This is a genomic window from Lacinutrix salivirga (assembly GCF_053604675.1).
Map to the genome: position 1 here is coordinate 192,032 of NZ_JBSHNP010000135.1, position 24,063 is coordinate 216,094.

23 protein-coding genes and 2 tRNA genes are annotated in these 24,063 nt (G+C 32.1%); 15 read left to right on the forward strand and 10 right to left on the reverse strand.

The window, feature by feature from the left end:
* Positions 1-21: 21 nt before the first annotated feature.
* From ACVC5O_RS12500 to lspA, 6 genes are all read left to right on the forward strand, one after another.
* The gene (locus tag ACVC5O_RS12500) at positions 22-846 is read left to right on the forward strand and encodes a thymidylate synthase (RefSeq protein ID WP_452221821.1); all 825 of its coding nucleotides are present in this window, start codon (positions 22-24) and stop codon (positions 844-846) included.
* Positions 847-861: 15 nt separating this feature from the next.
* Positions 862-1,719 carry an energy transducer TonB gene (locus tag ACVC5O_RS12505; RefSeq protein ID WP_452221822.1) on the forward strand — a complete coding sequence of 286 codons (858 nt, stop codon included), beginning with the start codon at positions 862-864 and terminating at the stop codon, positions 1,717-1,719.
* Between the two features lie 37 nt (positions 1,720-1,756).
* On the forward strand, positions 1,757-2,665 hold the full coding sequence (locus ACVC5O_RS12510; protein ID WP_452221823.1) for a dihydrofolate reductase: 909 nt from the start codon (positions 1,757-1,759) through the stop codon (positions 2,663-2,665).
* A 42-nt stretch (positions 2,666-2,707) separates the two neighbouring features.
* Positions 2,708-4,264 carry an NAD(P)/FAD-dependent oxidoreductase gene (locus ACVC5O_RS12515; RefSeq protein WP_452221824.1) on the forward strand — a complete coding sequence of 519 codons (1,557 nt, stop codon included), beginning with the start codon at positions 2,708-2,710 and terminating at the stop codon, positions 4,262-4,264.
* Positions 4,265-4,475: 211 nt separating this feature from the next.
* On the forward strand, positions 4,476-5,369 hold the full coding sequence (gene fabD / locus ACVC5O_RS12520) for an ACP S-malonyltransferase (protein WP_452221825.1): 894 nt from the start codon (positions 4,476-4,478) through the stop codon (positions 5,367-5,369).
* A 1-nt stretch (position 5,370) separates the two neighbouring features.
* Positions 5,371-5,865 carry a signal peptidase II gene (gene lspA / locus ACVC5O_RS12525; RefSeq protein ID WP_452221826.1) on the forward strand — a complete coding sequence of 165 codons (495 nt, stop codon included), beginning with the start codon at positions 5,371-5,373 and terminating at the stop codon, positions 5,863-5,865.
* A 45-nt stretch (positions 5,866-5,910) separates the two neighbouring features.
* On the opposite strand, the gene ACVC5O_RS12530 is transcribed toward lspA, so the two are convergent.
* Both ACVC5O_RS12530 and ACVC5O_RS12535 read right to left on the reverse strand, forming a co-directional pair.
* A complete protein-coding gene (locus ACVC5O_RS12530) occupies positions 5,911-6,102 on the reverse strand; it encodes a hypothetical protein (RefSeq protein WP_452221827.1) in 192 nt (63 codons plus the stop codon).
* A 167-nt stretch (positions 6,103-6,269) separates the two neighbouring features.
* Entirely contained in the window at positions 6,270-7,430 is a 1,161-nt protein-coding gene (locus tag ACVC5O_RS12535; RefSeq protein ID WP_452221828.1) for a DegT/DnrJ/EryC1/StrS family aminotransferase, read from the reverse strand.
* 98 nt (positions 7,431-7,528) lie between these two features.
* Between ACVC5O_RS12535 and ACVC5O_RS12540 the strand changes: the two genes are divergently transcribed.
* Together ACVC5O_RS12540 and ACVC5O_RS12545 are read left to right on the forward strand one after the other, a co-directional pair.
* On the forward strand, positions 7,529-8,764 hold the full coding sequence (locus tag ACVC5O_RS12540) for a 3-deoxy-D-manno-octulosonic acid transferase (RefSeq protein WP_452221829.1): 1,236 nt from the start codon (positions 7,529-7,531) through the stop codon (positions 8,762-8,764).
* Positions 8,765-8,874: 110 nt separating this feature from the next.
* Complete coding sequence (locus tag ACVC5O_RS12545; protein ID WP_452221830.1) at positions 8,875-9,309, forward strand: hypothetical protein; 435 nt, start codon at positions 8,875-8,877, stop codon at positions 9,307-9,309.
* Between the two features lie 64 nt (positions 9,310-9,373).
* Here ACVC5O_RS12545 and ACVC5O_RS12550 read toward each other — a convergent pair whose 3' ends face one another.
* The 4 genes from ACVC5O_RS12550 to mutS all read right to left on the reverse strand — a co-directional run bounded on the left by ACVC5O_RS12550 (position 9,374) and on the right by mutS (position 13,510).
* Positions 9,374-10,369, reverse strand: a complete 996-nt coding sequence (locus ACVC5O_RS12550) for a LacI family DNA-binding transcriptional regulator (RefSeq protein ID WP_452221831.1) — start codon at positions 10,367-10,369, stop codon at positions 9,374-9,376.
* A gap of 245 nt (positions 10,370-10,614) precedes the next feature.
* Positions 10,615-10,698: transfer RNA gene (locus tag ACVC5O_RS12555), tRNA-Leu, on the reverse strand.
* 29 nt (positions 10,699-10,727) lie between these two features.
* A tRNA-Gly gene (locus ACVC5O_RS12560) sits at positions 10,728-10,799 on the reverse strand.
* 98 nt (positions 10,800-10,897) lie between these two features.
* Positions 10,898-13,510, reverse strand: a complete 2,613-nt coding sequence (gene mutS, locus ACVC5O_RS12565; RefSeq protein ID WP_452221832.1) for a DNA mismatch repair protein MutS — start codon at positions 13,508-13,510, stop codon at positions 10,898-10,900.
* A 155-nt stretch (positions 13,511-13,665) separates the two neighbouring features.
* Between mutS and ACVC5O_RS12570 the strand changes: the two genes are divergently transcribed.
* Positions 13,666-14,196 carry an RNA methyltransferase gene (locus tag ACVC5O_RS12570; protein ID WP_452221833.1) on the forward strand — a complete coding sequence of 177 codons (531 nt, stop codon included), beginning with the start codon at positions 13,666-13,668 and terminating at the stop codon, positions 14,194-14,196.
* A 13-nt stretch (positions 14,197-14,209) separates the two neighbouring features.
* Entirely contained in the window at positions 14,210-14,797 is a 588-nt protein-coding gene (locus ACVC5O_RS12575; protein ID WP_452221834.1) for a hypothetical protein, read from the forward strand.
* On the opposite strand, the gene folK is transcribed toward ACVC5O_RS12575, so the two are convergent.
* Positions 14,798-15,928 carry a 2-amino-4-hydroxy-6-hydroxymethyldihydropteridine diphosphokinase gene (gene folK, locus ACVC5O_RS12580; RefSeq protein WP_452221835.1) on the reverse strand — a complete coding sequence of 377 codons (1,131 nt, stop codon included), beginning with the start codon at positions 15,926-15,928 and terminating at the stop codon, positions 14,798-14,800.
* A 72-nt stretch (positions 15,929-16,000) separates the two neighbouring features.
* On the opposite strand from folK, the gene ACVC5O_RS12585 reads away from it, so the two are divergent.
* From ACVC5O_RS12585 to rpsU, 4 genes are all read left to right on the forward strand, one after another.
* The gene (locus ACVC5O_RS12585) at positions 16,001-16,705 is read left to right on the forward strand and encodes a queuosine precursor transporter (RefSeq protein WP_452221836.1); all 705 of its coding nucleotides are present in this window, start codon (positions 16,001-16,003) and stop codon (positions 16,703-16,705) included.
* Positions 16,706-16,815: 110 nt separating this feature from the next.
* Entirely contained in the window at positions 16,816-19,509 is a 2,694-nt protein-coding gene (locus tag ACVC5O_RS12590) for an AsmA family protein (protein WP_452221837.1), read from the forward strand.
* Between the two features lie 129 nt (positions 19,510-19,638).
* Positions 19,639-20,502 (forward strand): sigma-70 family RNA polymerase sigma factor, encoded by an 864-nt coding sequence (locus ACVC5O_RS12595; protein WP_452221838.1) that lies wholly within the window; start codon positions 19,639-19,641, stop codon positions 20,500-20,502.
* Between the two features lie 99 nt (positions 20,503-20,601).
* Positions 20,602-20,796 carry a 30S ribosomal protein S21 gene (rpsU, locus tag ACVC5O_RS12600; RefSeq protein WP_452221839.1) on the forward strand — a complete coding sequence of 65 codons (195 nt, stop codon included), beginning with the start codon at positions 20,602-20,604 and terminating at the stop codon, positions 20,794-20,796.
* A gap of 73 nt (positions 20,797-20,869) precedes the next feature.
* Here the strand turns inward: rpsU and ACVC5O_RS12605 are convergent, their stop codons facing one another.
* Positions 20,870-21,094 carry a hypothetical protein gene (locus ACVC5O_RS12605; RefSeq protein WP_452221840.1) on the reverse strand — a complete coding sequence of 75 codons (225 nt, stop codon included), beginning with the start codon at positions 21,092-21,094 and terminating at the stop codon, positions 20,870-20,872.
* Positions 21,095-21,159: 65 nt separating this feature from the next.
* Positions 21,160-21,954: a DUF2797 domain-containing protein gene (locus ACVC5O_RS12610; RefSeq protein WP_452221841.1), complete on the reverse strand. Its 795-nt coding sequence runs from the start codon at positions 21,952-21,954 to the stop codon at positions 21,160-21,162.
* A 43-nt stretch (positions 21,955-21,997) separates the two neighbouring features.
* Between ACVC5O_RS12610 and ACVC5O_RS12615 the strand changes: the two genes are divergently transcribed.
* Entirely contained in the window at positions 21,998-23,512 is a 1,515-nt protein-coding gene (locus ACVC5O_RS12615) for a GH3 auxin-responsive promoter family protein (protein ID WP_452221868.1), read from the forward strand.
* Here ACVC5O_RS12615 and ACVC5O_RS12620 read toward each other — a convergent pair.
* Complete coding sequence (locus tag ACVC5O_RS12620; RefSeq protein WP_452221842.1) at positions 23,501-24,046, reverse strand: GNAT family N-acetyltransferase; 546 nt, start codon at positions 24,044-24,046, stop codon at positions 23,501-23,503. The two genes, ACVC5O_RS12615 and ACVC5O_RS12620, sit on opposite strands and share 12 nt — an antisense overlap.
* Between the last annotated feature and the right edge of the window lie 17 nt (positions 24,047-24,063).

Here is a 24,063-nt window from a genome sequence, read left to right on the forward strand (position 1 = left end):
TTTGGGAAGACGGAAGATGGGATGAAACAATATCACGACCTAGTAAAACACGTTTTAGACAACGGAAACCAAAAAGGAGATCGCACAGGAACAGGCACTAAAAGTGTGTTTGGACACCAAATGCGTTTTGATTTAAATGAAGGTTTCCCAATGGTAACCACAAAAAAACTACATCTTAAATCCATAATTTACGAACTCCTTTGGTTTTTAAAAGGCGATACAAATATTAATTACCTTACCGAAAATGGTGTAAAAATATGGAACAGTTGGGCAGATGAAAACGGAGATTTAGGTCCAGTTTATGGTCATCAATGGCGCAATTGGAATGATGATGAAATTGACCAAATTAAAGAAACCATCCAAACGTTAAAAAACAATCCTAATAGTCGTCGTATGTTGGTTTCTGCCTGGAATCCTTCGGTATTACCAGACACTTCAAAATCGTTTAGCGAAAATGTAGCCAATGGCAAAGCCGCTTTACCTCCTTGTCATGCCTTTTTTCAGTTTTATGTAGCAGATGGTAAACTATCTTGCCAACTTTACCAACGTAGTGCAGATATATTTTTAGGCGTTCCTTTTAATATTGCTAGCTATGCTTTATTTACTATGATGATGGCTCAGGTTTGTGGCTACCAACCAGGAGATTTTATTCATACTTTTGGAGATGCTCATATTTACAACAATCATATTGAGCAATTAGAGCTTCAGTTAACAAGAGAGTGCAGACCACTGCCTACAATGAAACTAAATCCTGAGGTTAAAGATATTTTCGATTTTAAGTTTGAAGATTTCACGTTAGAAAACTATAATCCGCATCCACACATTAAAGGTGCAGTTGCTGTTTAATTCTTTATTATTTTTATGAAAAAAATCCTACTCCTAGCATTTCTATGTCACGTTTTAATAATTCAAGGTCAAGAAATACCACTAAGTCCTAACGACGACGAAACTATAATAGCAACTCACCATATTCCAGAACCTGAGGAAAGTGAAGATGCTATAGTTCCTTTTGCAGTAATTGAAAATGTACCCATTTATAAAGGCTGTAATGAAAAATTAGACAATCAAGCACGTAAAAAGTGCATGAGTGATGCCATTAATAAACATGTGTCTAAAAACTTCAATATTAAACTATCTAATTCGCTAGGTTTACCTGCAGGACTTCAACGTATTCATGTGTTTTTTACTATTGATAAAGAAGGCTCTGTGACCGATATAAAATCGAGAGCTGCGCATCCTGCTTTAGAGAAAGAAGCAAAACGAGTAGTAGCTACTATCCCTAAATTTAAAAAACCTGGATTTCAACGTGGCAAAGCCGTAAGGGTCACCTTTGGGCTACCAATAACATTAAATATTGAAGATAAAATCCATTCTAACAACACCTTTCCTTTACATAAAAAATGTAGCGCAAAATTAGACACCGAAAGTTTAAAAATTTGCACAAAAGACAGGATTAAAAATTTTATAAAATCAAGCTTTGATATCGATATTGCAGCAACTGCTCTACCACAAGCAAAATCTACTAAATTTTTAGTAACTTTTGATATTAATAAAAAAGGGAAAGTTACAAATGTTAACGCTAAAGCAAACCATAAAGCAATTGCTATTGAGGCTATTAGAGTTGCCAAACGCTTACCTAAATTTTTAAAACCTGGTTACGATTCAAACGGAAAACCAGTGGTTACAAAATACAGTTTAGAAATGATGCTATTTTTTTAATAAATAATAGCTAAATTACTCTTATAAATTACACATCATGTTTGGAAAAAAGAAAAGTAAACCACAAATAGATCAGGAGCAATTAGAACTTATACAAAATGCGCAACGCAGAATTAAGCAAAAAAAACGCCTATACACACATATTATAGTTTTTTTAATTTTTGCCATTTTATTAATTATTGCAAATATTGTTCTTGGAATTGGTAAACACTTTAGACCTTTCGATATCGATTGGTTTGTGTATCCAATTGCAATCTGGCTATTCTTTATTTTATACCACACTTTTAATGTGTTTGTGACTAATAAATTTATGGGATCACAATGGGAAAAAGCTCAATTAGATAAGCTAGTTTCCAAACAAAAGGTACGTATAGAAAAATTAAAAACCCAATTAGTTAAAGAAGACAAACACATTGCAGAAAGCGATGTTTTTAAAGCAAAGCAAATTAAAACAATTAAAAACCTAACGCTAATTGTAGCTGCTGGCGAAAATAATGAAATAGGAAAAAACAATGATCTTATTTGGCATTTGCGAGACGATTTAAAACGTTTTAAAACACTTACTTCTGGTCACCATATAATTATGGGACGTAAAACTTTTGAAAGCTTCCCGAAACCATTGCCTAACAGAACACATATTGTTATTTCTAGACAAACAAATTATAAAGTACCTGAAGGTGTTCAGGTTGTAAACTCTATTGAAGACGCATTAATTATTGCAAAAACCGACGACCAACCTTTTATAATTGGTGGAGGAGAAATCTACAAACAGTCTATGCCTTATGCCGAAATAATTGAGCTCACACGTGTACATGCAACTTTTGATGCCGATACTTTTTTCCCAGAAATTGACCAATCTCTTTGGAAAGAGGTAGCCAGTAAAGTACACTCACAAGACGAAAATCATAAATACGCGTTTTCGTTTGTGACTTATGAAAGGAAATAAAATTACACAATTCCTTTATAGTATTTTACGTAGTTTTGCACTATGATTAAAGACATCCAACTGCGTGTTACTCTTAAGGAAGAGGAGATTCCAGATATTTTATTAAAAAAATCTGCGGAATGGCTAAATATTTCTCGTAGTACAATTTCTGGAATCAAAATACTGCGTAAATCTATCGATGCACGTAAACCCAAAATTATATTTAACTACAAAGTAGCTGTTTATATTAACGAACCTGTACCAGAAAACTCTGCTTATACGTTTGATCATAAAGATGTTTCTAAAGCAAAACCTATTCATATTATTGGTTTCGGTCCTGCAGGAATGTATGCAGCTTTGCGTTGTATAGAATTAGGTTTTAAACCCATTGTTTTAGAACGTGGAAAAAATGTACAAGACAGACGTAGAGATTTAAAAGCCATAAACCAAGACCATCATGTTAATGAAGACTCTAATTATTGTTTTGGAGAAGGTGGAGCAGGAACCTACAGCGATGGTAAATTATACACGCGCAGTTTAAAACGAGGCGATGTACGACGTATATTCGAGAATCTCGTGTTTCATGGTGCAACAGACCAAATTTTAGTAGATGCGCATCCTCATATTGGTACTAATAAATTGCCAAAAGTGGTTCAGAATATTAGAGAAACCATCTTAAATTTTGGTGGAGAAATTCATTTTAATTCTAGAGTAACCGATTTTAATATTAAAGACAATACTATTCAATCTTTACTCATTAATAATGAGAAAGAGTTTGCAACGCAACGTATAATATTAGCAACAGGACATTCTGCAAGAGATATTTTTTATTTACTAAACGATAAAAACATTGCTTTAGAAGCAAAATCCTTTGCAATGGGAGTTCGCGTAGAACATCCACAGCATATCATAGACGGTATTCAATACCATTGTTCTGGAGAGCGACACGAGTTATTGCCTGCTGCGTCATATAGTTTAGTTCACCAAGTCAATGATAGAGGAGTGTACTCGTTTTGCATGTGTCCTGGAGGATTTATTGTACCAGCAGCCACTGCAAATGGAGAGGTTGTTGTTAATGGTATGTCACCTTCTAGACGAAATAATAGCTTTGCGAATTCTGGTATTGTTGTGGAAATTAATGCTGAAAAAGATTTACGCAAATACGAAGCCTTTGGTGAGTTAAAAGGCTTAGAATTTCAAAAAGATTTAGAGCGTTTAGCCTTTACTTCTGGAGGACGAACGCAAACTGCACCAGCACAACGATTAACCGATTTTGTTGAAGGTAAACTGTCGCAAGATCTTAATCCAACTTCTTATCAACCAGGATTAAATAGTGCTCCAATGCACTCATTATTACCAAAACTTATAGGAAGCAGACTCCGAAAAGGGTTTGAAGCCTTTGGACAAAAAATGAAAGGCTATTATACTGCAGAAGCAAATATTATTGGTGTAGAATCCAGAACCTCATCTCCTGTTAGTATTCCCAGAAACGAAAAATTACAGCATCCTGAAATCACTAATTTATTCCCTTGTGGTGAAGGAGGTGGCTATGCTGGAGGAATTGTTAGCGCTGCAATGGATGGCGAACGTTGCGCTGAAGCTGCTGGTGTTGGGTTGTAAAGAACAGAACCAAGAGCAAAGATCGCTTCGCTGTTAAAATCTAGACTTGATTTAAAGGACATTATAACTTAGTGAAAAATCGGAAAATCTTACTTTTTTGATAAGCATTTCAAATTGAAATTAGTCAACTCCTTACTCTTAATTCTTTCAACAAATTGGTCTTTCTACTTTACAGAATTTATCCCTATTTTTGCATTTCAAAATAAGACAAATGAAAGCATATATATTTCCAGGTCAAGGTGCTCAATTCTCAGGAATGGGTTTAGACTTATACGAAAACTCAGACGTTGCACAACATTTATTTGAGGACGCTAACGAAATCTTAGGGTTCCATATTACAGATATTATGTTTGAAGGTACTGCAGACGCTTTAAAAGAAACTAAAGTAACGCAACCAGCAATATTTTTACACTCTGTTATACTCGCTAAAACTTTAGGTGATAATTTTAAACCAGATATGGTTGCAGGTCATTCTTTAGGAGAATTTTCTGCATTAGTTGCCAATGGTGCATTAACTTTTGAGGATGGTTTACGTTTAGTCTCTCAACGCGCTTTAGCGATGCAAAAAGCGTGCGAGTTACAACCAAGTACAATGGCTGCGGTTTTAGGTTTAGACGATGATATTGTTGAAAAAATTTGCGGACTAACAGAAGGTGTGGTTGTAGCAGCAAACTACAATTGTCCTGGTCAATTAGTGATTTCTGGAGAAATAGATGCTGTTAATAGAGCCTGTGAGGCTTTAAAAGAAGAAGGTGCTCGTAGAGCTTTAGTTCTTCCTGTTGGTGGAGCATTCCATTCGCCATTAATGGAACCTGCTAGAGAAGAACTTGCTGCTGCTATAGAAAATACAACGTTTAGCAAACCTAATTGTGCGATATACCAAAACGTAACTGCAAATGCTGTTATTAGCGAAGCAGACATAAAAGCAAATTTAATTTCTCAATTAACGGCTCCTGTACGTTGGACGCAGTCTGTACAACAAATGATTACAGATGGAGCAACATTATTTACCGAAGTTGGTCCAGGAAAAGTGCTACAAGGTTTAGTTAAAAAAATTAATAGAGAAGCTGAAACTGCATCTGCAATAATAGAACCTAAAGCTTAATATGAATAGAACTGTTTTTATTGTTTTGCTCATTGCAATTAATATTGCTTTAGATCAAGTTACAAAATACTTTACCAGAGTTCATGTGGCTTTTGGTAGTACTACCGAAATTATTGGTGACTATTTAACGCTTCATAATGTTGAAAATTCTGGTGCTTTTTTAGGTTTGGGAAGCGATTTAGGTCCTGCTCTTAGAATTGTGTTATTATTAGTGTTACCTATTGCTGTTTTAGGCTTAGTATTACTTCATATTTTTAGAGACAAAGGATTAGATAAATTAACACTTGTTGGATTTTGCTGTATTATAGGAGGAGGATTAGCTAATATTTACGACAGAATTGTTTATGGCTCTGTAACCGATATGTTTCATATAGATCTTGGAGGTGTTTTTAGAACAGGTATTTTTAATGTCGCAGATATGTCTGTAATGTTTGGAATGGGTTGTTTAATTGTTTCCAATTTCAGAAGTTATAAAAAACAAAAAAGCTCCGAATAAATTTTCGAAGCTTTTATATTTTTTTATGGTGTTTACAGTGTTGTGCTATCTAGCTAATTGGCAATCTTTACAATCTTTCACCTCTCCATAATAGGTTTCTCTATACTTGTGTAATGTTGCAAATGTAATGCCTAAAAATTGCTTATTTACATAAGTTACTTTTGCTTTCAATTTGCCCATTTTTGGTGCAAATCTGTTTTCTAATTTTGTTTGTCTTTTTACTCTTATCAGTTTCATAGTATCTAATTTCATTACTACAAAGAAACAAAAGTAACTATGCAACTCCAAATTTAAGTGGTTAAAACCTTGTTAATCAATTTATTAATCAGAATCTGTTAATAAATACTCCATATCGTTAACAGATGTGGAATTCTAGTAACAATTTTTTTCAGATTTTACAATGGTTAATTTTTGGAATTTATAAAATCAATCACTGTTTTAGTAATGAAATCTATTTGCTCATCATCTAACTCTGTATGCATTGGTAAGGAAATTACTTCTTTAATTAACTGGTTTGTTACTGGGAAATCTGCTTCATTATACCTAGAATCTGCATACGCTTTTTGCTTATGTAACGGAATTGGATAATAAACACCACAAGGAATACCTTTGCTGTTTAAATGCTTCACTAACGCATCTCTGTTAGTGTCTTTTATTTTTAATGTGTATTGATGAAACACGTGGCAATCGCAAGTATCGCAAATACCTTCGCAAGGCATCACAGTTTTAGGTGTTATAATATTGGGATGGTTACTAAAGGCTTTATTGTATTTTCTGGCAGCATCTTGCCTTGCTTTATTATAGCCATCTAGTTTTGGCAATTTAGCATCTAAAACTGCTGCCTGTATAGAATCCAATCTAGAGTTTACACCAACTACATCATGATGGTAACGCTCATACATGCCATGATTTACTATACCTCTTATGGTATGAGCTAAAGCATCATCGTTTGTAAAAATTGCACCTCCATCGCCATAACATCCTAAGTTTTTAGATGGAAAAAAGGATGTTGATGCTACATGGCCTATTGTTCCTGCCTTATGTTTTTTGCCATTAGAAGACGTGTAATTTGCTCCTATTGCTTGTGCATTATCCTCTATAACATATAAATTATGCGCTTTAGCAATTGCCATAATAGCATCCATATCTGCACATTGACCAAACAAATGTACTGGCACAATGGCCTTGGTTTTAGGAGTAATTGCTTTTTTTATTGCCTCTATATCTATATTAAAAGTTTCTGCATCGACATCCACTAAAACTGGAGTAAGATTTAACAATGCAATAACCTCAACAGTTGCTGCAAAAGTAAAATCGGCTGTAATAACCTCATCACCAGGTTTTAATCCTAAACCCATCATTGCAATCTGTAAAGCATCTGTTCCATTAGCACATGGAATTACGTGTTTTACATTAAGATAATCTTCAAGGTTTTTTTGAAATTCATGAACTTTTGGTCCATTTATAAAACTTGTATTGTCTATAATTTCTTGAATATCTGGATTAACTTTATTCTTAATCCCTTCGTACTGACCTTTAAGATCAACCATCTGTATCTTTTTCACACGTAAAAATTTTAATTCTTACGAATTTACGAAATTCATTATTCTAACCAATGAATTTTTATTAAAGAAGCGTATTTTAGCATTAAAGTTGAACCTATTTGAATTTTATATATAACATATTAATTAGTATTTCTGCTATAGTTTTAAAAGCTATTGGCTTATTTAATAATAAAATTAAGCAAGGAAATAGTGGCAGAGCAAAAACGTTTAAGATTTTAAATGAATGCCTACAACCTAAAGATAAAACCTTATGGTTTCATTGCGCTTCTTTGGGTGAATATGAGCAAGGTTTACCTGTTTTTGAAGCATTAAGAACAGATTTTCCGGAACATAAAATTGTATTGTCATTTTTTTCTCCTTCTGGTTACGAAATTCGAAAACATTCTCCAATTGCAGATTGTGTAATCTACTTGCCTTTAGACTCTAAAAAAAATGCCTCGCGATTTATAAACCTTGTAAATCCTGAATTAACAGTTTTTGTTAAATATGACATTTGGCCAAATTATTTAAAAGCTTTAAAACGTAAAGGATATCGTGCGATTTTGATTTCAGCATTATTCCGAGAAAACCAAATCTATTTTAAGTGGTATGGAAGTTTATTTAAAAAGGCACTCTTTACTTTCGAACACATTTTCACTCAAGATAAAGCCTCAAAAAAGCTATTAAGCTCTATAAACTATAATGCTACAACAGTTTCTGGCGATACTCGATTTGATCGTGTTAGTAATCAATTAAACACAGATAATACATTAGATTTTGTAGAACAATTTAAAGACAATAAATTACTAACTGTAATTGGAAGTTCTTGGCAAGAAGACGAAAAACATATTGTAAATTATATAAACACTCAAGATTCCTCGAACACCAAATTTATAATTGCTCCTCATAACATCAATGAGAATCAAATTAATAGTCTTAAAAAAAGCCTGAATAAAAAAACAATTTTATATTCTGAAATAAACAATACCACTCTTAAAGATTTTCAAGTAGTAATACTAAATACCATTGGCCTTTTAAGTAAAGTATATAGCTATGCAGATATTGCTTATGTTGGAGGAGCGATGGGAAAAACTGGATTGCATAATACCCTAGAACCTGCAGTTTTTGGTATTCCAATAATTATTGGAAAAAACTATAACAAATTTCCTGAAGCAGAAAGAATGATTTCTAATGGAGGTATGTTCTCCATATCAAACACTAATCAATTGACCCAAGTTTTAGATAAATTATTAATTAATGCTGAATTTAGAACTAGAACTGGCAAGGCAAATAGTGAGTTTATAAAAAATAATCGAGGAGCCGTAATCCAAATCATGCACTATATTCGTAGATAAGCAAAGAAATTAACCTTTTGTCTATATTAGCAAAAATGTTAATTTTTTTGGCATAATTTATTTATAAGTTAGTAAATTGGCCCAATATTTTAACACTAAAACTTTAACTAATGAAAAAATTATTATTAAGCGCTGCTTTATTACTTGCATTAAGCGCAACATTCACTTCTTGTAGAGATGCAAAAGAAAAGACTGAAAATGCTGTAGAAGCTACTGGTGATGCAATGAACGAGGCTGGAGAGGCTTTAGAAGATGCTGCAGAAGCTACAGGTGATGCTGTTGGAAATGCTGTTGATGCAACAGGTAACGCTTTAGAAAATGCTGCAGAAGCTACAGGTGATGCTTTAGAGAATGCTGCTGAAGCTACAGGTGATGCAATTGATGCAACTGGAGAAGCTATTAAAGATGGAGCTAAAGCTACTAAAGAAGGAGCTAAAGATGCTGCTAACAAAGTAGAAGAAGGTGCAAAGAAAGCTGCTAACGCAACTAAAGAAGGCGTTAAAGATGCTGCAAATGCAGTTAAAAAAGAAGCAGATAAGCTATAAGTTTTATCGTAATATTCTATAAAAACCGTTTAAATTTTTAAACGGTTTTTTTTATATCATAAATTTAATAAGTTCCTCTATTATCAATTGTAGATTTTATAACTGTTTTTTCTGGGGTTTTATTTTTATCTACAAGTTTACTTAATAATAGCTTTGCCGCTTGCCTTCCTATTTCTGCTCCATGTTGGTTTATAGTTGTTAAATTAGGATTGGTGTTTTCTGCTAATTTCTCACCTGCATAACCAACAATAGATAATTGCTCTGGAACTTTATAATTAGTCTTCTTAGCAATTTTTATTGCAGATAATGATGCATCTTCATCTAAAGCGATAATTGCATCTATTTGCGTTGTAGTTAATAAATACTCTATTTTACGGTCTAAATCCTCAACAAGCGCTTCAATTATAAAATTGGTATTATTAGATTCCAAAGCCTCTAGATAACCAGATTTTCTAGACTTTCCAACGCTTAAATTATGTATCGAACTCACTAAAGCAATAGTCTTTTTACCTTTAGACATAAGCTCAAGTGTTAAATTTTGTACAGCTTCCTTATCATTAACAATTACTTTATCAACATTAAGGTCTTTTATTACTCTATCGAACATCACAATTACTTTATTGGATTTCAATGCTTTGTGATAATGGTCTATATTTTTTGTGATTTGAGTCTCTTCTGCAGCTGCAACAATAAAACCATCAACCACACCATTTGCTAATGAAGTAATACTACTCGCTTCTTTAGTATTAGATTCATTTGTAATAGATATAATTAAATTATAATTAGATTGATCTATTATTTCCTCTATACCTCGAAGCACTTCAGCAAAAAAATTATTCTGGATACTTGGGATTAATACAGCAATAGTATTGGTTTTACCTGATTTTAAATTTAAAGCAACTCTATTAGGTTGGTAGTTATGCAAAGCGGCTAATTCCTTTACTTTTACAATTGTTTTTTCACTAATTTCCGGACTATTATTTAACGCTTTAGATACTGTAGATACAGAAACACCTATTATTTTGGCTAGTTCCTTTAATGTCATGTTTGTATTACTCATGTTTTAAAATTACAACTATTTTTTTGAATTAAAATAAAGGCATAATAAAAAGGCGCTATCAATTTGATTAAAGTCTTTATTACGGAATACGCAAATTGGCTACAACAAGTCCAGGTTAACATTTTGAGAAAAGTAGATTTATAAAATAAATCGCTTTTTGTTATAAAAAGTGTTGATAAATGCAAACAATCGGAAACATTATAAAACAAAAAAGCCGAAAACTTTCGTTTTCGACTTTTTATGTGTACTGAAGACGGGACTTGAACCCGTACGTCCTAATGGACATTGGATTTTAAGTCCAACGTGTCTACCAATTCCACCACTTCAGCATTGGAATATTTTTAGGAAAAATTCTCAGAGCGAAAGACGGGATTTGAACCCGCGACCCTCACCTTGGCAAGGTGATGCTCTACCCCTGAGCTACTTTCGCAGTCTTTAAATGAACTAAACAATATTGCTATTGCGGATGCAAATTTAAAATTTTTATATTAATTGCAAAGCCTTTTTGTAAAATAAATTCAATTTATTTTACGCCATTTTATTTTTCATCAACATTCGCTTAATTTCGTTTAATTTCATTAAAGCTTCTACAGGTGTAAGTGTATCAATATCAATGTGTAAGATTTCGTCTTTAATGTTTTCCAATAAAGGATCATCTAGATTAAAGAAACTTATTTGCATATCATCCTTAATAGTTTTTACCTTATCTGTAAGCTCTTCGCTAGAATGTGACTGCTCTAATTTTTTTAATATTTTGTTTGCACGATGTAAAACTTGCTGTGGCATACCAGCCATTTTGGCAACATGTATTCCAAAACTATGCTCGCTTCCTCCTTCTACTAGCTTACGCAAAAACAGCACATTGTCTTTTAATTCTTTAACCGAAACATTAAAGTTTTTTATGCGACTAAAGGTTTCAGTCATTTCATTTAGCTCGTGATAATGCGTTGCAAAAAGGGTTTTAGGCTTCGCAGGATGTTCGTGCAAATATTCACTAATTGCCCAAGCAATTGAAATCCCATCGTAAGTACTTGTACCACGACCAATTTCATCTAACAACACTAAACTTCTTTCTGAAATATTATTAAGTATGGAAGCTGTTTCGTTCATTTCTACCATAAATGTAGATTCTCCCATAGAGATATTATCACTCGCACCTACTCTAGTAAATATTTTGTCTATTAATCCTATAGTTGCACTTTCTGCAGGCACAAAACTTCCCATTTGCGCTAACAAAACTATTAGTGCTGTTTGTCTTAAAATAGCAGACTTACCAGACATATTTGGTCCAGTAATCATAATTATTTGCTGTGATTCTCTGTCTAGATATACAGAATTTGAGATGTAATTTTCACCTAAAGGTAATTGTTGCTCAATAACAGGATGTCTTCCTTCTTTTATATCTAAAGCAAACGAGTTGTCTATAACAGGATATACATAATTATTGTCGTTTGCTAATTGTGCAAAACCACATAAACAATCTAATTTCCCAACTAAATAAGCATTTTGTTGTACTGGTTTTATGTATTGATTCATCCACAATACCAATTCTGCAAATAAATTTTGCTCTATTGTTAGAATGCGCTCCTCTGCTCCTAAAATTTTAGTTTCGTATTCCTTTAATTCTTCCGTAATATATCGCTCTGCACTTACCAAAGTTTGCTTTCTAATCCACTCTTCTGGCACTTTATCTTTGTGCGTGTTTCTTACTTCTATATAATACCCAAAAACATTGTTAGAGGCAATTTTAAGCGATGTAATTCCTGTGCGTTCGCTTTCGCGTTTTAACATATTGTCTAAATAGTCTTTTCCTGATTTAGATAATGCTCTTAGTTCGTCTAATTCTTCAGAAAAGCCACTAGCTATAGTTTTTCCTTTTAAAATATTAACTGGAGCTTCTTCATTTAAAGTTTCCTTAATTTTTGCTCTAAGCACGTCGCAACCTTGCAACGTATCTCCAATAATTTTCAATGATTCGTTATCGCAATTAGACGATAATGACTTTATTGGTATAAGCGAATCTAACGAGTTTTTAAGCTGAACCACTTCTCGTGGACTTACTTTACCTGTAGCGATTTTAGAAATTAAGCGTTCTAAATCACCAATCCCTTTTATATGATTTTGAATGTTTTTATGAACTGTTTCGTTTTCAGTAAAAAACTGTACCACTTCATGACGTTGTTTTATAACATTGGCTTGTTTTAAAGGCAATGCTAACCAACGTTTTAGCAAACGTCCTCCCATTGGAGACAACGTTTTATCAATAACATTGAGTAAGGTTACTGCATTATTATTGGTGGAATTATAGAGTTCTAAATTTCGGATAGTAAATTTATCCATCCACACGTAAGCATCTTCTGCAATTCTGGAAATAGCAGTTATATGTTGCAATTTATTGTGTTGGGTTTCGCCTAAATAATGTAAAATAGAACCAGAGGCTATAATACCTTCTTGTAACTCTTCAACACCAAAACCTTTTAGTGTTTTAGTCTCAAAATGCTTGGTTAAAGTTTCGTAAGCATAATCACTTTGAAACACCCAATCTTCTTGATTAAACGTATGGAAGTCATTACCAAAAGCAGTAGTAAATGCGTTACGCTTTTGTTTAGACACTAGTACTTCGCTAGGCTTAAAGTTTTGCAACAGCTTATCTATATATTCTTGATTGCCTTCTGCCATTAAAAACTCACCTGTAGAAATATCTAAAAATGAAATTCCTATTTTAAGTTTCCCGAAATAAACAGAGCATAAAAAATTATTGCTTTTAGAGTTTAAAACCTCATCATTTAATGCAACACCAGGAGTTACTAATTCTGTAACACCACGTTTTACAATGGTTTTTGTTTGTTTAGGATCTTCTAACTGGTCACAAATAGCAACACGCTCTCCTGCTTTTACCAACTTTGGCAAATAAGTGTTTAAAGAATGATGCGGAAAACCAGCCAATTCGGTTTCGGTTTCACTACCAGCACCTCGTTTGGTTAACACAATACCTAAAATACCTGCTGCTTTTACAGCATCTGCTCCAAAAGTTTCGTAAAAATCACCTACTCGAAATAATAATAAAGCATCTGGATACTTTGCTTTTATCGCATTGTATTGCTTCATTAATGGTGTGACTTTTTTTGCTTTTTTTGCCAAAGGAAAATTGATTTTAGTAAGTTTGTAAATGTAATTAAATATTGATTTTTTTAGAAGGGAAACTCACATAAGTTATTTACAGTTGTTCACAAAATCGTATAGAACTATAATTAAGAGACTCCTATCTTCATGGGAATAAAAAATAAAAATTTTTAATGAGAAAATTAAAAAACAGCGAGCTCGACAGATTAACGGTTGCTGAATTTAAAAATACAGAGAAAACACCTATTGTTATTATATTAGATAACATTAGAAGTTTAAATAATATAGGCTCTGTGTTTAGAACGAGTGATGCTTTTTTAATAGAAAAAATTTACCTCTGTGGTATTACTGCTACTCCTCCACACAAAGACATGCACAAAACTGCTTTAGGTAGTACAGATACTGTAGCTTGGGAATATGCTGAAAATACTCTAGAAATTATTGAACAATTAAAAACTAAAAACTATAAAATTGCAAGTATTGAACAAGCCGAAAACGCTATTATGCTCAATGATTTTAACGTTGAAACGAACACAAAATATGCTCTTGTTTTTGGCAATGAGGTTAAAGGTGTAGCGCAAGATGTGGTAAATGTTAGTGATTATGTAATTGAAATCCCTCAGTTTGGCACTAAGCATTCGTTAAATATATCTGTGAGTTGTGGTGTTGTGGTTTGGGATTTGTTTTCTAAATTAATGGTTTAAAATATTAATTTATATGAAGTTAAAATATCTTTTAATACTTATTCTTATACTAATTTTAGGATGTGTAAAAGATAAAAACAAACAAATTGAAGCTATTAAAGCAGAATTAACTGAAATAGATAAAATCTATTTAAACAAAATTATTGACTCCATTTATGAATTAGATCAAAACCCTAGACTTTATATAGACCAAATAGATTCTATTTATGGCTTGGAAACAAACTCGTGGATGATTTCAAAATATAGAAACACTACTATTTTAGACTCTATTGATTACAAAAGTTACAGAAAATCTATTGATAGTCTATGGTTGAAAATTAATGAAATAGACAACTCCAACACCGATTTACTAATTAATTTAACTAAAAAATATGGCTTCCCAAACAATAAAAGAACTGGCGTTTACAAATCCAAAGCATATTTTATTTTTGTTCACTCACCAAAAGAAAGTTTTGCAGAAATAGAAGAATTAATTTCTGAGGAATATAATGCTGGCAGAATTTCAGAATATAAAAAAGAATACATTTTCTGGCATACTAAAGGACGACAAGGCATGCCTCCAAGATCTAGTGAAAACGGAGAAGCTATTTGGTTAGACTAATCACTCACCACAAATCGCTCCCAAAATCCACAAATAATCTTCGCGGTTTTTTACAAAATCACGATCCGAAATATCAATAACTTTCACATTAAATTCGGTTTGAGTTTTTAAAAACTCTAAATAACCAGTGTTTATTTTTTCTAAATAGTCATCCTCAATATTACTTTCGTATTTACGTCCACGTTTTTTAATATTTGCCTGCAAACGCTCTGTATTCTGGTATAAATACACATACAGATCTGGTTTTGCAATATCTTTATACATTAAATAGAAGAGTTTCCTATAGAGTTTAAACTCGTCTGGCTGTAAGGTGATTTTAGAAAAAATTAGTGATTTAAACACATCGTAATCACTCACTACAAAATCTTTAAACAAATCTAATTGCGCTAAATCGTCGCTAATTTGCTGGTAACGATCGGCAAGAAAAGACATCTCTAAAGTAAAGGCATAACGCTGAGCATCTTCGTAAAACTTTGGTAAAAACGGATTGTCTGCAAAGCGTTCCAATACCAGTTTCGCATTAAAATCGTGCGCTATTTTTGTGGCTAAACTTGTTTTTCCTGCACCAATATTTCCTTCAATAGCAATATAATTATAGTTGGTAAATTGGTATTTTTTAGATGGGTTTTTTAACCAAATATTTACAGGTTCTAAAACACTTTTATCTTTTGTGTTGTTTAACAGTTCTGCAATAGCAATATCTAATGAGTAATGCTTCAGCTTAGGAGCAATATGGTATAAAGGCTCTAAAACAAAACGCCTGTTTTGGATTTCAGGATGCGGAATTTGCAACGTTTTTTCATCTACAATCTCTTCACCATAAAACAAAATATCTAAATCTATAATCCGAGATTCGTAACCTTCTTTTTGTGTTCTTACACGTCCTAAAGTGTTTTCAATAGCTAATAATTGTTTTAAAACTTGTTTGGGTTTTAATGTTGTTTCTAAACACAAACAGGTATTAAAAAAAGTATCACCTTCAAAACCCATTGCTGGAGATTTAAATACTTTAGCGACAATAATTACTGTTCCTATTTTTTCAAAAATAAGATTAACAGCGTCTTGCAAGTTTTTAAACTTGTCGCCTTTATTACTTCCAAGTGCGATATATACTTTTTTTGGTTGCTCCATAGGAACTCACAAAATAACTAAAACATAATTTATTAACTTATATTTACGTGAGCTATTTATTCACAATTTTTAATGACAATAAAGGACACCTTATTAGCACAACGTATCTATCTGTTTTTAGGCGCTTTATTTATTACCGCTTTAGTGGTTTCCAATCTCATTTTTCAAAAGTTTTTTTATTGGTATCCTTTAGATTTAGAACTCTTTGGATTTAAACTGTTTGAAATTTCGGTTGGTATTTTGCCTTATCCAATCACCTTTTTAGTAACCGATTTAATTAGCGAGGTTTATGGTAAAAAACGCGCTAACGATGTGGTTATCGCTGGTATTTTTGCTTCATTATTTTCGTTACTTATTGTTTTAGTGGCAAATGCTGTGCCTGCAATAGCAAATTCTCCAGTAAAAGATGATATGTTTAATACTGTCTTTGGTGCTTCTGCAATTGCTGTTTTTGCAAGTATGACCGCATATTTATTTGCTCAATTTATAGACATTCAAATTTATCATTTCTGGAAAAAGCTAACCAAAGGCAAACACCTCTGGTTAAGAAACAATTTTTCGACGTGGTTGTCGCAATTTATAGATACTTTTTCTGTACTGTTTTTATTGTGTTCGTTTAGTATTATTGATTGGAGCAGCTTTATAGGCTTGCTATTAAGCGGTTTTGTTTTTAAAGTCCTTGTTGCATTTTTAGACACTCCTTTTTTATATCTTGGTGTTTATTTATTCCGAAAACGTTTCAACTTAAAACTTAACGAAGAAATTAAACTTTTATAATGCTAAATTTATCCTAAAATAGCCGTTTATTACGTCTTTTAAGCAGAATTTTGCGTATAATATATACTACTAAATTTAAACTAACACTAAACTTTTCTCAGTATATTACTATGAAAAAAATATTAAAAATTACAGGAATATCTTTACTTATAATTTTATTACTCCTTATTTTTTCTCCATTTTTATTTCAATCGCAAATAAAAAATATGGTGCGCAATTTTATAAACAATAATGTAAATGCACATGTGGATTTTAAGGATGTAAACCTTAGTTTTTTAAGTAGTTTTCCACAGGCTAATGTGAGTGTGGACGAGATTACAATCACTAATTTCCAACCTTTTAAAGATGAAACTTTAGCGACTGTAAAAAGCCTATCGTTTGATATGTCTATTAAAGAACTCTTTAAAAAAGCCAACGAAGGTCCTATTAAAGTTAATGGTATTTCTATAAACGAAGCACTAATTACGTTAAAAACAAACGCGTTAGGTGATGCTAATTACGATATTGCAAAAGAAAGCACAACCACAGCAGACACGACATCTACTGAAGGTTTTGTGTTAGATATAGAAAATTATAGTATTACAAATAGTGCATTTACTTATTTAGACGAAGCCAATAATACTTCTATTTATGTGAATAAACTTAACCATTCTGGAAACGGAACGTTTTCTGAAACCATTTCTGAATTAGATACTAAATCTGAAGCTTATGTAAGTTTAAATATTGATAGCACAAATTATTTAAACAATAACCTGGTAAAATTAAATGCTTTAATAGATTTAGACCTAAAAACTAACACCTATACTTTTAAAGACAATAAAGGATTTATAAATAATTTGCCTCTAGAATTTAAAGGCTACGTTAAATTAATAGAAGAAGGCCAAGAAGTAGATATTACATTCGAAAATCCAGGATCGTCTTTTAAAGATTTTCTTGCCGTTGCTCCAGAAGCCTACTCTAAAAATATTGAAAACGTTGAAACTACAGGGAATTTTAAAGTCAACGGACTTATAAAAGGTAAAATTACAGAGGAGACGATTCCTACTTTAGATATTAATATTATGTCTAACAATGCATCGTTTAAATATCCTGACTTACCAAAACGTGTCGAAACTATTTCGATTAATGCTTCAATTAAAAACAAAACAGGAAAAACAGACGATACGTATGTAGATTTAAATACTTTAAATTTTAAAATTGATGAAGATGTTTTTAAATCTTCAGCAACTATAAAAAATCTTACAGGTAATATGCTTGTAGATGCGAATATTGATGGTGTTTTAAATTTAGCTAATATTACACAAGCGTATCCATTAGAATTAGACAACAAATTAAGTGGTGTTTTAAAAGGTAAAATAAACACAAAATTCGATATGAATGCTATTGAAACTAATGCCTACGACCGCATTAAAAACAACGGAACCCTGTCTGTTTCGGATTTTGTATTCTCGTCTGCAGATATTGTAAATCCTATTAATATTTCGCAAGCTTCGGTAACTTTTAATCCCTCTACAGTTACTTTAGAAAATTTTAAAGCGACTACAGGGAAAAGCGATATGGCAGCTACAGGAACAATTACTAATTTGCTTGGTTTTTTATTAAGCGATAAAAAATTAAAAGGCGAATTTAATGTGAATTCTAATACGTTTTATGTAAATGATTTTATGGTTGAAGGTGGCTCGGACAAACCAGTAAACCAAAGTGCAGAACCAGCAGATGCTTTAAAAATACCTGCCTTTTTAGATTGTAAAATCAATGCCAATGCAAAAACGGTATATTACGATAACCTTATATTAAATGATATAAAGGGAGATTTATACATAAAAGATGAAAAAGCAGTGTTGCGCGAAATGAGCTCAAGTATTTTTGATGGAAATTTAATGATGGATGGCTACGTGGACACTTCGACTAAAACTCCAGCATTTACAATGAATCTTGGAATGAAAAATTTTAATCTCTCACAATCGTTTAAAGATTTAGAATTACTGCAAAATTTAGCGCCAATTGCAAGTGCTTTGGATGGAAAATTAAACAGTACAATAGCGCTTAATGGTGTTTTGGGAGACGATTTTACTCCAATTTTAAACTCTATAACTGGTGAAGCTTTTGCCGAAATATTAACTGCACAGTACAAACCTAAAAACGAAGCTTTATTTTCTGCTTTAAACAATGCACTGAGTTTCGTAGATTTTAGTAAGTTAGATTTAAAAGACTTAACCACAAAATTAAGTTTTGAAAACGGAAAAGTTAACGTACAACCGTTTAACATTAAATATAAAGACATTGCCATAACTATAGATGGTTCCCACAGTTTTAGTAACACTATGGATTATAAAGCTGTTTTACAAGTTCCAGCAAAATACTTAGGAAGTGAGGTTAATCGTTTAATTGGTAAAATAAACGATAATGCTGTAAACAATATTAGCATTCCAATTACTGCAAATATTGGAGGTACACTCTCTAATCCTTCAGTTAAAACAGATTTAACAAGTGGAGTTTCTAATTTAACTCAGCAATTAATAGAAATTGAAAAGCAAAAACTATTAAATACTGGTAAAGATAAAATTAAGGATTTATTAGGCGATGTAATTGGAAACCAAAACACACAGACTACTCCAAACGATTCTACTACAACACAAGCACCAAATTCAAATCCTATAAAAGGTGTTTTAGACGACATTATAAGTGGAAACCAAACCACTAAAGACTCAACAAAATCTAGCACAGAAGAGACTGTAAAAGATGTTTTAGGAGGGCTTTTTGGAGGCAAGAAAAAGAAAAAAAAGAAAGACTCCGTTAACTAATAAAAACAAGGTATTACACCATTATTTTTTAGAGGCAAAAAATTAAAATAAAAAATAAACCACACAAAATTAGGATTTGTCAAAAAAAGGTGTAAATTGATGGGTTCATAATAATTAAACACATACTGAATGAGGCAATTAAAAATTACCAAGCAAGTAACCAACCGAGAATCTAAATCACTAGATAAATACCTTCAAGACATAAGTAAACTGCCACTAATTACAGCCGAAGAAGAGGTTGAATTAGCACAGCGCATACGCGAAGGTGACCAACAAGCTTTAGATAAACTCACAACGGCTAACTTACGTTTTGTAGTTTCTGTTGCTAAACAATACCAAAATCAAGGTCTATCGTTACCAGATTTAATTAACGAAGGTAATGCAGGATTGGTAAAAGCAGCACAGCGTTTTGACGAAACTAGAGGTTTCAAATTTATATCTTATGCAGTTTGGTGGATTCGTCAAGCGATTATGCAAGCCTTGGCAGAGCAGTCGCGTATTGTACGTTTACCATTAAACAAAATTGGGTCTATAAACAAAATTCGTAAAGTTGTTTCGCATTTAGAGCAAGCAAACCAAAGACCACCAAGTCCAGATGAAATTGCAAAAGAGTTAGACATGACTATTAGTGATGTAAAACAATCTATGCGTAACTCTGGTCGCCACGTCTCTATGGATGCGCCTTTAAAAGAAGGTGAAGACTATAGTTTATATGATGTGGTACGTTCTAGCGAGTCGCCAAATCCAGATAAAAAATTAATTCACGAGTCGCTTAATTTAGAAATTACGCGTGCTTTAGATACGTTAACACCAAGAGAAAGTGATGTTATACGTTTAAACTTTGGATTAACTAATGGATCTCCAATGAGTTTAGAAGAAATTGGTGAAACTTTTGACCTTACCAGAGAGCGTGTAAGACAAATTAGAGAGAAAGGAATTAAGCGTTTACGCCAAAATTCTAGAAGTAAAATATTAAAAACCTATTTAGGATAATTAATTGCTTGCTAAAAGTATTTAAAAGATTTGTTTAGTATTGAAAAAATACCAATCTTTGCAATCCGAAAATTTTAGCAAACAATACATATAGTTACTATGATTAAAATAGAAATTAAAGAAGGAGAGAATATAGAGAGAGCACTTAAGCGCTATAAACGTAAGCATAGAAATGTAAAAATTATGCAAAACTTACGTGATAAGCAGTACTTTACAAAGCCATCTGTAGCACGCAGACGCGAGATACAAAAGGCTGCCTATATTCAGCATTTAAGAGATCAAGAAGAAGTTTAGATCTTAAACTTCTCTAACCATATATTAAAACCACGCATTTTAAAATGACGTGGTTTTTTTGGTTGCAGCATGCTTATTGCCTATAATTTATAGGATTATCTTCATAAAAATGCTTAAAGGTTTTGGTTGTAGTGTATTGGTCTCTTAAAACTTTATAGACCATAACTAAAACCATTAATTGACCAAAACACATGGTATAAAACACCCAACCAAAAGACATGTTCATAGTTGCCATTATAGTTAATGTGATTAACAACAAGGTAGTAAAGTAAACGTAAAATAATACTGGAATTTTCATAACTTTTATTTTAAAAATACTAAAAAACAAATAGTTACTCTCTCAAAGAGGTGTTAAAATTGGATTCAAGAAATCTCCAAACTCACCACAAAACCTTCATTACCTCTAATATTACAAACCGTATTATCTTCAAAAATTAAGTATTGGCCTTTTATACCTTTTAAAACACCTTTGTAATTTTTTGTTTTCTTAAAATTTAAAGATTTTGGTTTTTCAGGATATTCTAATACAGGAAAATCAATAGTAGTTTCTTTATTGTTGGCTATAAAATAGGCTTTTGCTTCCTCAGGAATATATTGCTCTAATTTATCTCTCCAAAGCACTAAGTCTTCGTCTTTAACATCGTTTTTAAGCATGGTTCGCCAATTGGTTTTGTCTGCAACGTGGTCTTTTAAGGCAACTTCTGTAATACCTGCTAAATAACGGTTTGGCACCTCAACAATTTCAATAGCTTCGTGCGCACCTTGGTCTATCCAACGTGTTGGTACTTGGCTTTTTCTAGTCACACCAACTTTTACATTGCTAGAATTTGCTAAATACACAATATGTGGTTGTAACTGCACCTTTTTCTCGTACTCTAAATCTCTATCTTCTTTATCTAAATGTGCTGTACTTAATTCTGGTCGCATAATCCAATCTGCGGCTTGCGGAATATCGAAAAAACAAGACTTACAAAACCCTTGTCTGTAAATGTCTTTATCTAAACTACAATGTAAGCATTGGTGTTTAACAAACTTAAAATCAAGGGTTTTATTTAATAATTGATTCATATTAATAAAATCATTTTCAAAAATTAAATAATATTGAATAGGCTCTGCGTATTCCGTTACCATTTTTCTTAAAACGCCTTGATAAATCATATAAAAAAAAGTGTTATTTTTAGCACTTAAAGATACCATAAATATGCCAATTCCTTTAGTAAATTCTATTGCTTCGTGGTTTTTAAAAAAACGATTTCATCAAATTGAATTGTTTTTAAAATACCCAAACGAAGTACAGGAAGAATTACTTTTTAGTCTCATAAATACAGCTAAAGACACACAAATTGGAAAAAAATACGACTTTGCCTCCATTAAAAGTTATCGCGAATTTGCAGATCGTGTGCCTATTTCTACTTACGAAGATTACCAAGATTTAATAGAACGGTCTAGACTAGGAGAATCTAACATTTTTTGGCCAAGACCAATAAAATGGTTTGCAAAATCTAGCGGAACAACAAGCGCGAAAAGCAAATTTATACCTGTAAGCACAGAATCTTTAGAAGATTGCCATTATGCAGCAAGCAAAGATTTATTGTGCATGTATTTAAACAATAATGAAAACTCGCAACTGTTTACTGGTAAAAGTTTACGACTTGGAGGCAGTAAAGAGTTGTATAAAGAAAACGGAACTGTTTTTGGCGATTTAAGTGCTATTTTAATAGATAATATGCCGTTTTGGGCAGAATTTAGTAGTACACCAAGTAGTAAAGTATCTTTAATGAGTAAGTGGGAAACCAAAATGGATGCCATAGTTAATGAAACCATAAATGAGAACGTAACCAGTTTGGCTGGTGTGCCTTCTTGGATGTTGGTATTGCTTAATAATGTGCTCGAAAAAACAGACAAAAACAGTTTGTTTGATATTTGGCCTAACCTAGAAGTCTATTTTCATGGAGGCGTAAATTTCAACCCTTATATAGATCAATACAAAGCCATTTTACCACGTAATAATTTTAGATATTACGAAATCTACAATGCTTCGGAAGGTTTTTTTGCCATCCAAGATCAAAACAACTCTAGCGAGTTACTGCTTATGCTAGATTATGGGATTTTTTACGAGTTTATACCAATGGATACTTATGGAACACCAAATCAAAAAGTGATTCCTTTAAGTGGTGTTGAAATTGGTAAAAATTACGCTGTAATAATTACTACAAATGCTGGTTTATGGCGTTATAAAATTGGCGATACTGTAAGATTTACTTCAATTACACCTTATAGAATAAAGGTTTCTGGAAGAACAAAACACCATATTAATGCTTTTGGCGAAGAGCTAATTATTGAAAATGCCGAAGATGCTTTAAGAAAAGTTTGTAAAAAAACCAATGCCGAAATTGTAGATTATACTGCTGCACCTATATTTATGGATGGTAAAGAAAAAGGTGCGCATGAGTGGTTAATAGAATTTAAAACACCTCCAAGTGATATTAATTATTTTAATGAATTGTTTGACAATGCATTAAAATCTTTAAATTCTGATTATGAAGCGAAACGTTATAATAATATGACGTTAAACAAACCAACCATACACATTGCTAGAGAAAAGTTATTTTACGATTGGTTAAAACAGAATAATAAACTTGGCGGACAGCATAAAGTACCAAGACTTTCTAATACACGTCATTATTTAGATGAATTATTAAAACTAAACACTTAAACTATACACACGATTGTCTGGAAAACCTTCGTCCTGTTTTCCTTTTATAAGTTTGAATTCTTGTTTTTCTAATAACTGAATTGATTTTATGTTTTTATAACTTGTATAGGCTTCAATAGTTTGAAGGTGTATTGTTTTAAAACCAAATTGAAGTACTGCCTTTAAAGCTTCGGTCATAAACCTGTTTCCAAAATAGCTTGGTAACATATTATAACCTACTTCTGCCGTTTTTTTATCTTCAGAAAAATTCCATAAACAAATTGTACCAAAACCTATTCTTGTTCTAGCATCTCTTATAGTCCAAATTATTGCTTTATTTTCTGCTATTAATGTTATAGCTTTTTGAATATGAGTAATTGCTTCTGTTCTATCTTTTAATAGTGGTCGATTAATAAATTGACCAACTATTGGGTTGGACCGAAGCGCAAAGTCTAGCTCAATATCATTTTCATTAATTAAATTCAACACTAATCTTTTAGTTGTAATGGGTTTTAACTCCGAAAAATTCATATTTAAATATAAACAAAAAACCATTTGCAAATTGTTTTACA

Bases quoted from the DNA above. Each gene is read 5' to 3' on its own strand.
- ACVC5O_RS12605 (WP_452221840.1), bottom strand. From the start codon at position 21,094: ATGAAAATTCCAGTATTATTTTACGTTTACTTTACTACCTTGTTGTTA.
- lspA (WP_452221826.1), top strand. From the start codon at position 5,371: ATGAATAGAACTGTTTTTATTGTTTTGCTCATTGCAATTAATATTGCT.
- ACVC5O_RS12515 (WP_452221824.1), top strand. From the start codon at position 2,708: ATGATTAAAGACATCCAACTGCGTGTTACTCTTAAGGAAGAGGAGATT.
- rpsU (WP_452221839.1), top strand. From the start codon at position 20,602: ATGATTAAAATAGAAATTAAAGAAGGAGAGAATATAGAGAGAGCACTT.
- ACVC5O_RS12505 (WP_452221822.1), top strand. From the start codon at position 862: ATGAAAAAAATCCTACTCCTAGCATTTCTATGTCACGTTTTAATAATT.
- ACVC5O_RS12575 (WP_452221834.1), top strand. From the start codon at position 14,210: ATGAAGTTAAAATATCTTTTAATACTTATTCTTATACTAATTTTAGGA.
- ACVC5O_RS12610 (WP_452221841.1), bottom strand. From the start codon at position 21,954: ATGATTTATCAAGGCGTTTTAAGAAAAATGGTAACGGAATACGCAGAG.
- ACVC5O_RS12595 (WP_452221838.1), top strand. From the start codon at position 19,639: ATGAGGCAATTAAAAATTACCAAGCAAGTAACCAACCGAGAATCTAAA.
- ACVC5O_RS12620 (WP_452221842.1), bottom strand. From the start codon at position 24,046: ATGGTTTTTTGTTTATATTTAAATATGAATTTTTCGGAGTTAAAACCC.
- fabD (WP_452221825.1), top strand. From the start codon at position 4,476: ATGAAAGCATATATATTTCCAGGTCAAGGTGCTCAATTCTCAGGAATG.
- ACVC5O_RS12500 (WP_452221821.1), top strand. From the start codon at position 22: ATGAAACAATATCACGACCTAGTAAAACACGTTTTAGACAACGGAAAC.
- ACVC5O_RS12590 (WP_452221837.1), top strand. From the start codon at position 16,816: ATGAAAAAAATATTAAAAATTACAGGAATATCTTTACTTATAATTTTA.
- ACVC5O_RS12615 (WP_452221868.1), top strand. From the start codon at position 21,998: ATGCCAATTCCTTTAGTAAATTCTATTGCTTCGTGGTTTTTAAAAAAA.
- ACVC5O_RS12585 (WP_452221836.1), top strand. From the start codon at position 16,001: ATGACAATAAAGGACACCTTATTAGCACAACGTATCTATCTGTTTTTA.
- ACVC5O_RS12550 (WP_452221831.1), bottom strand. From the start codon at position 10,369: ATGAGTAATACAAACATGACATTAAAGGAACTAGCCAAAATAATAGGT.
- ACVC5O_RS12510 (WP_452221823.1), top strand. From the start codon at position 1,757: ATGTTTGGAAAAAAGAAAAGTAAACCACAAATAGATCAGGAGCAATTA.
- folK (WP_452221835.1), bottom strand. From the start codon at position 15,928: ATGGAGCAACCAAAAAAAGTATATATCGCACTTGGAAGTAATAAAGGC.
- ACVC5O_RS12530 (WP_452221827.1), bottom strand. From the start codon at position 6,102: ATGAAACTGATAAGAGTAAAAAGACAAACAAAATTAGAAAACAGATTT.
- ACVC5O_RS12545 (WP_452221830.1), top strand. From the start codon at position 8,875: ATGAAAAAATTATTATTAAGCGCTGCTTTATTACTTGCATTAAGCGCA.
- ACVC5O_RS12570 (WP_452221833.1), top strand. From the start codon at position 13,666: ATGAGAAAATTAAAAAACAGCGAGCTCGACAGATTAACGGTTGCTGAA.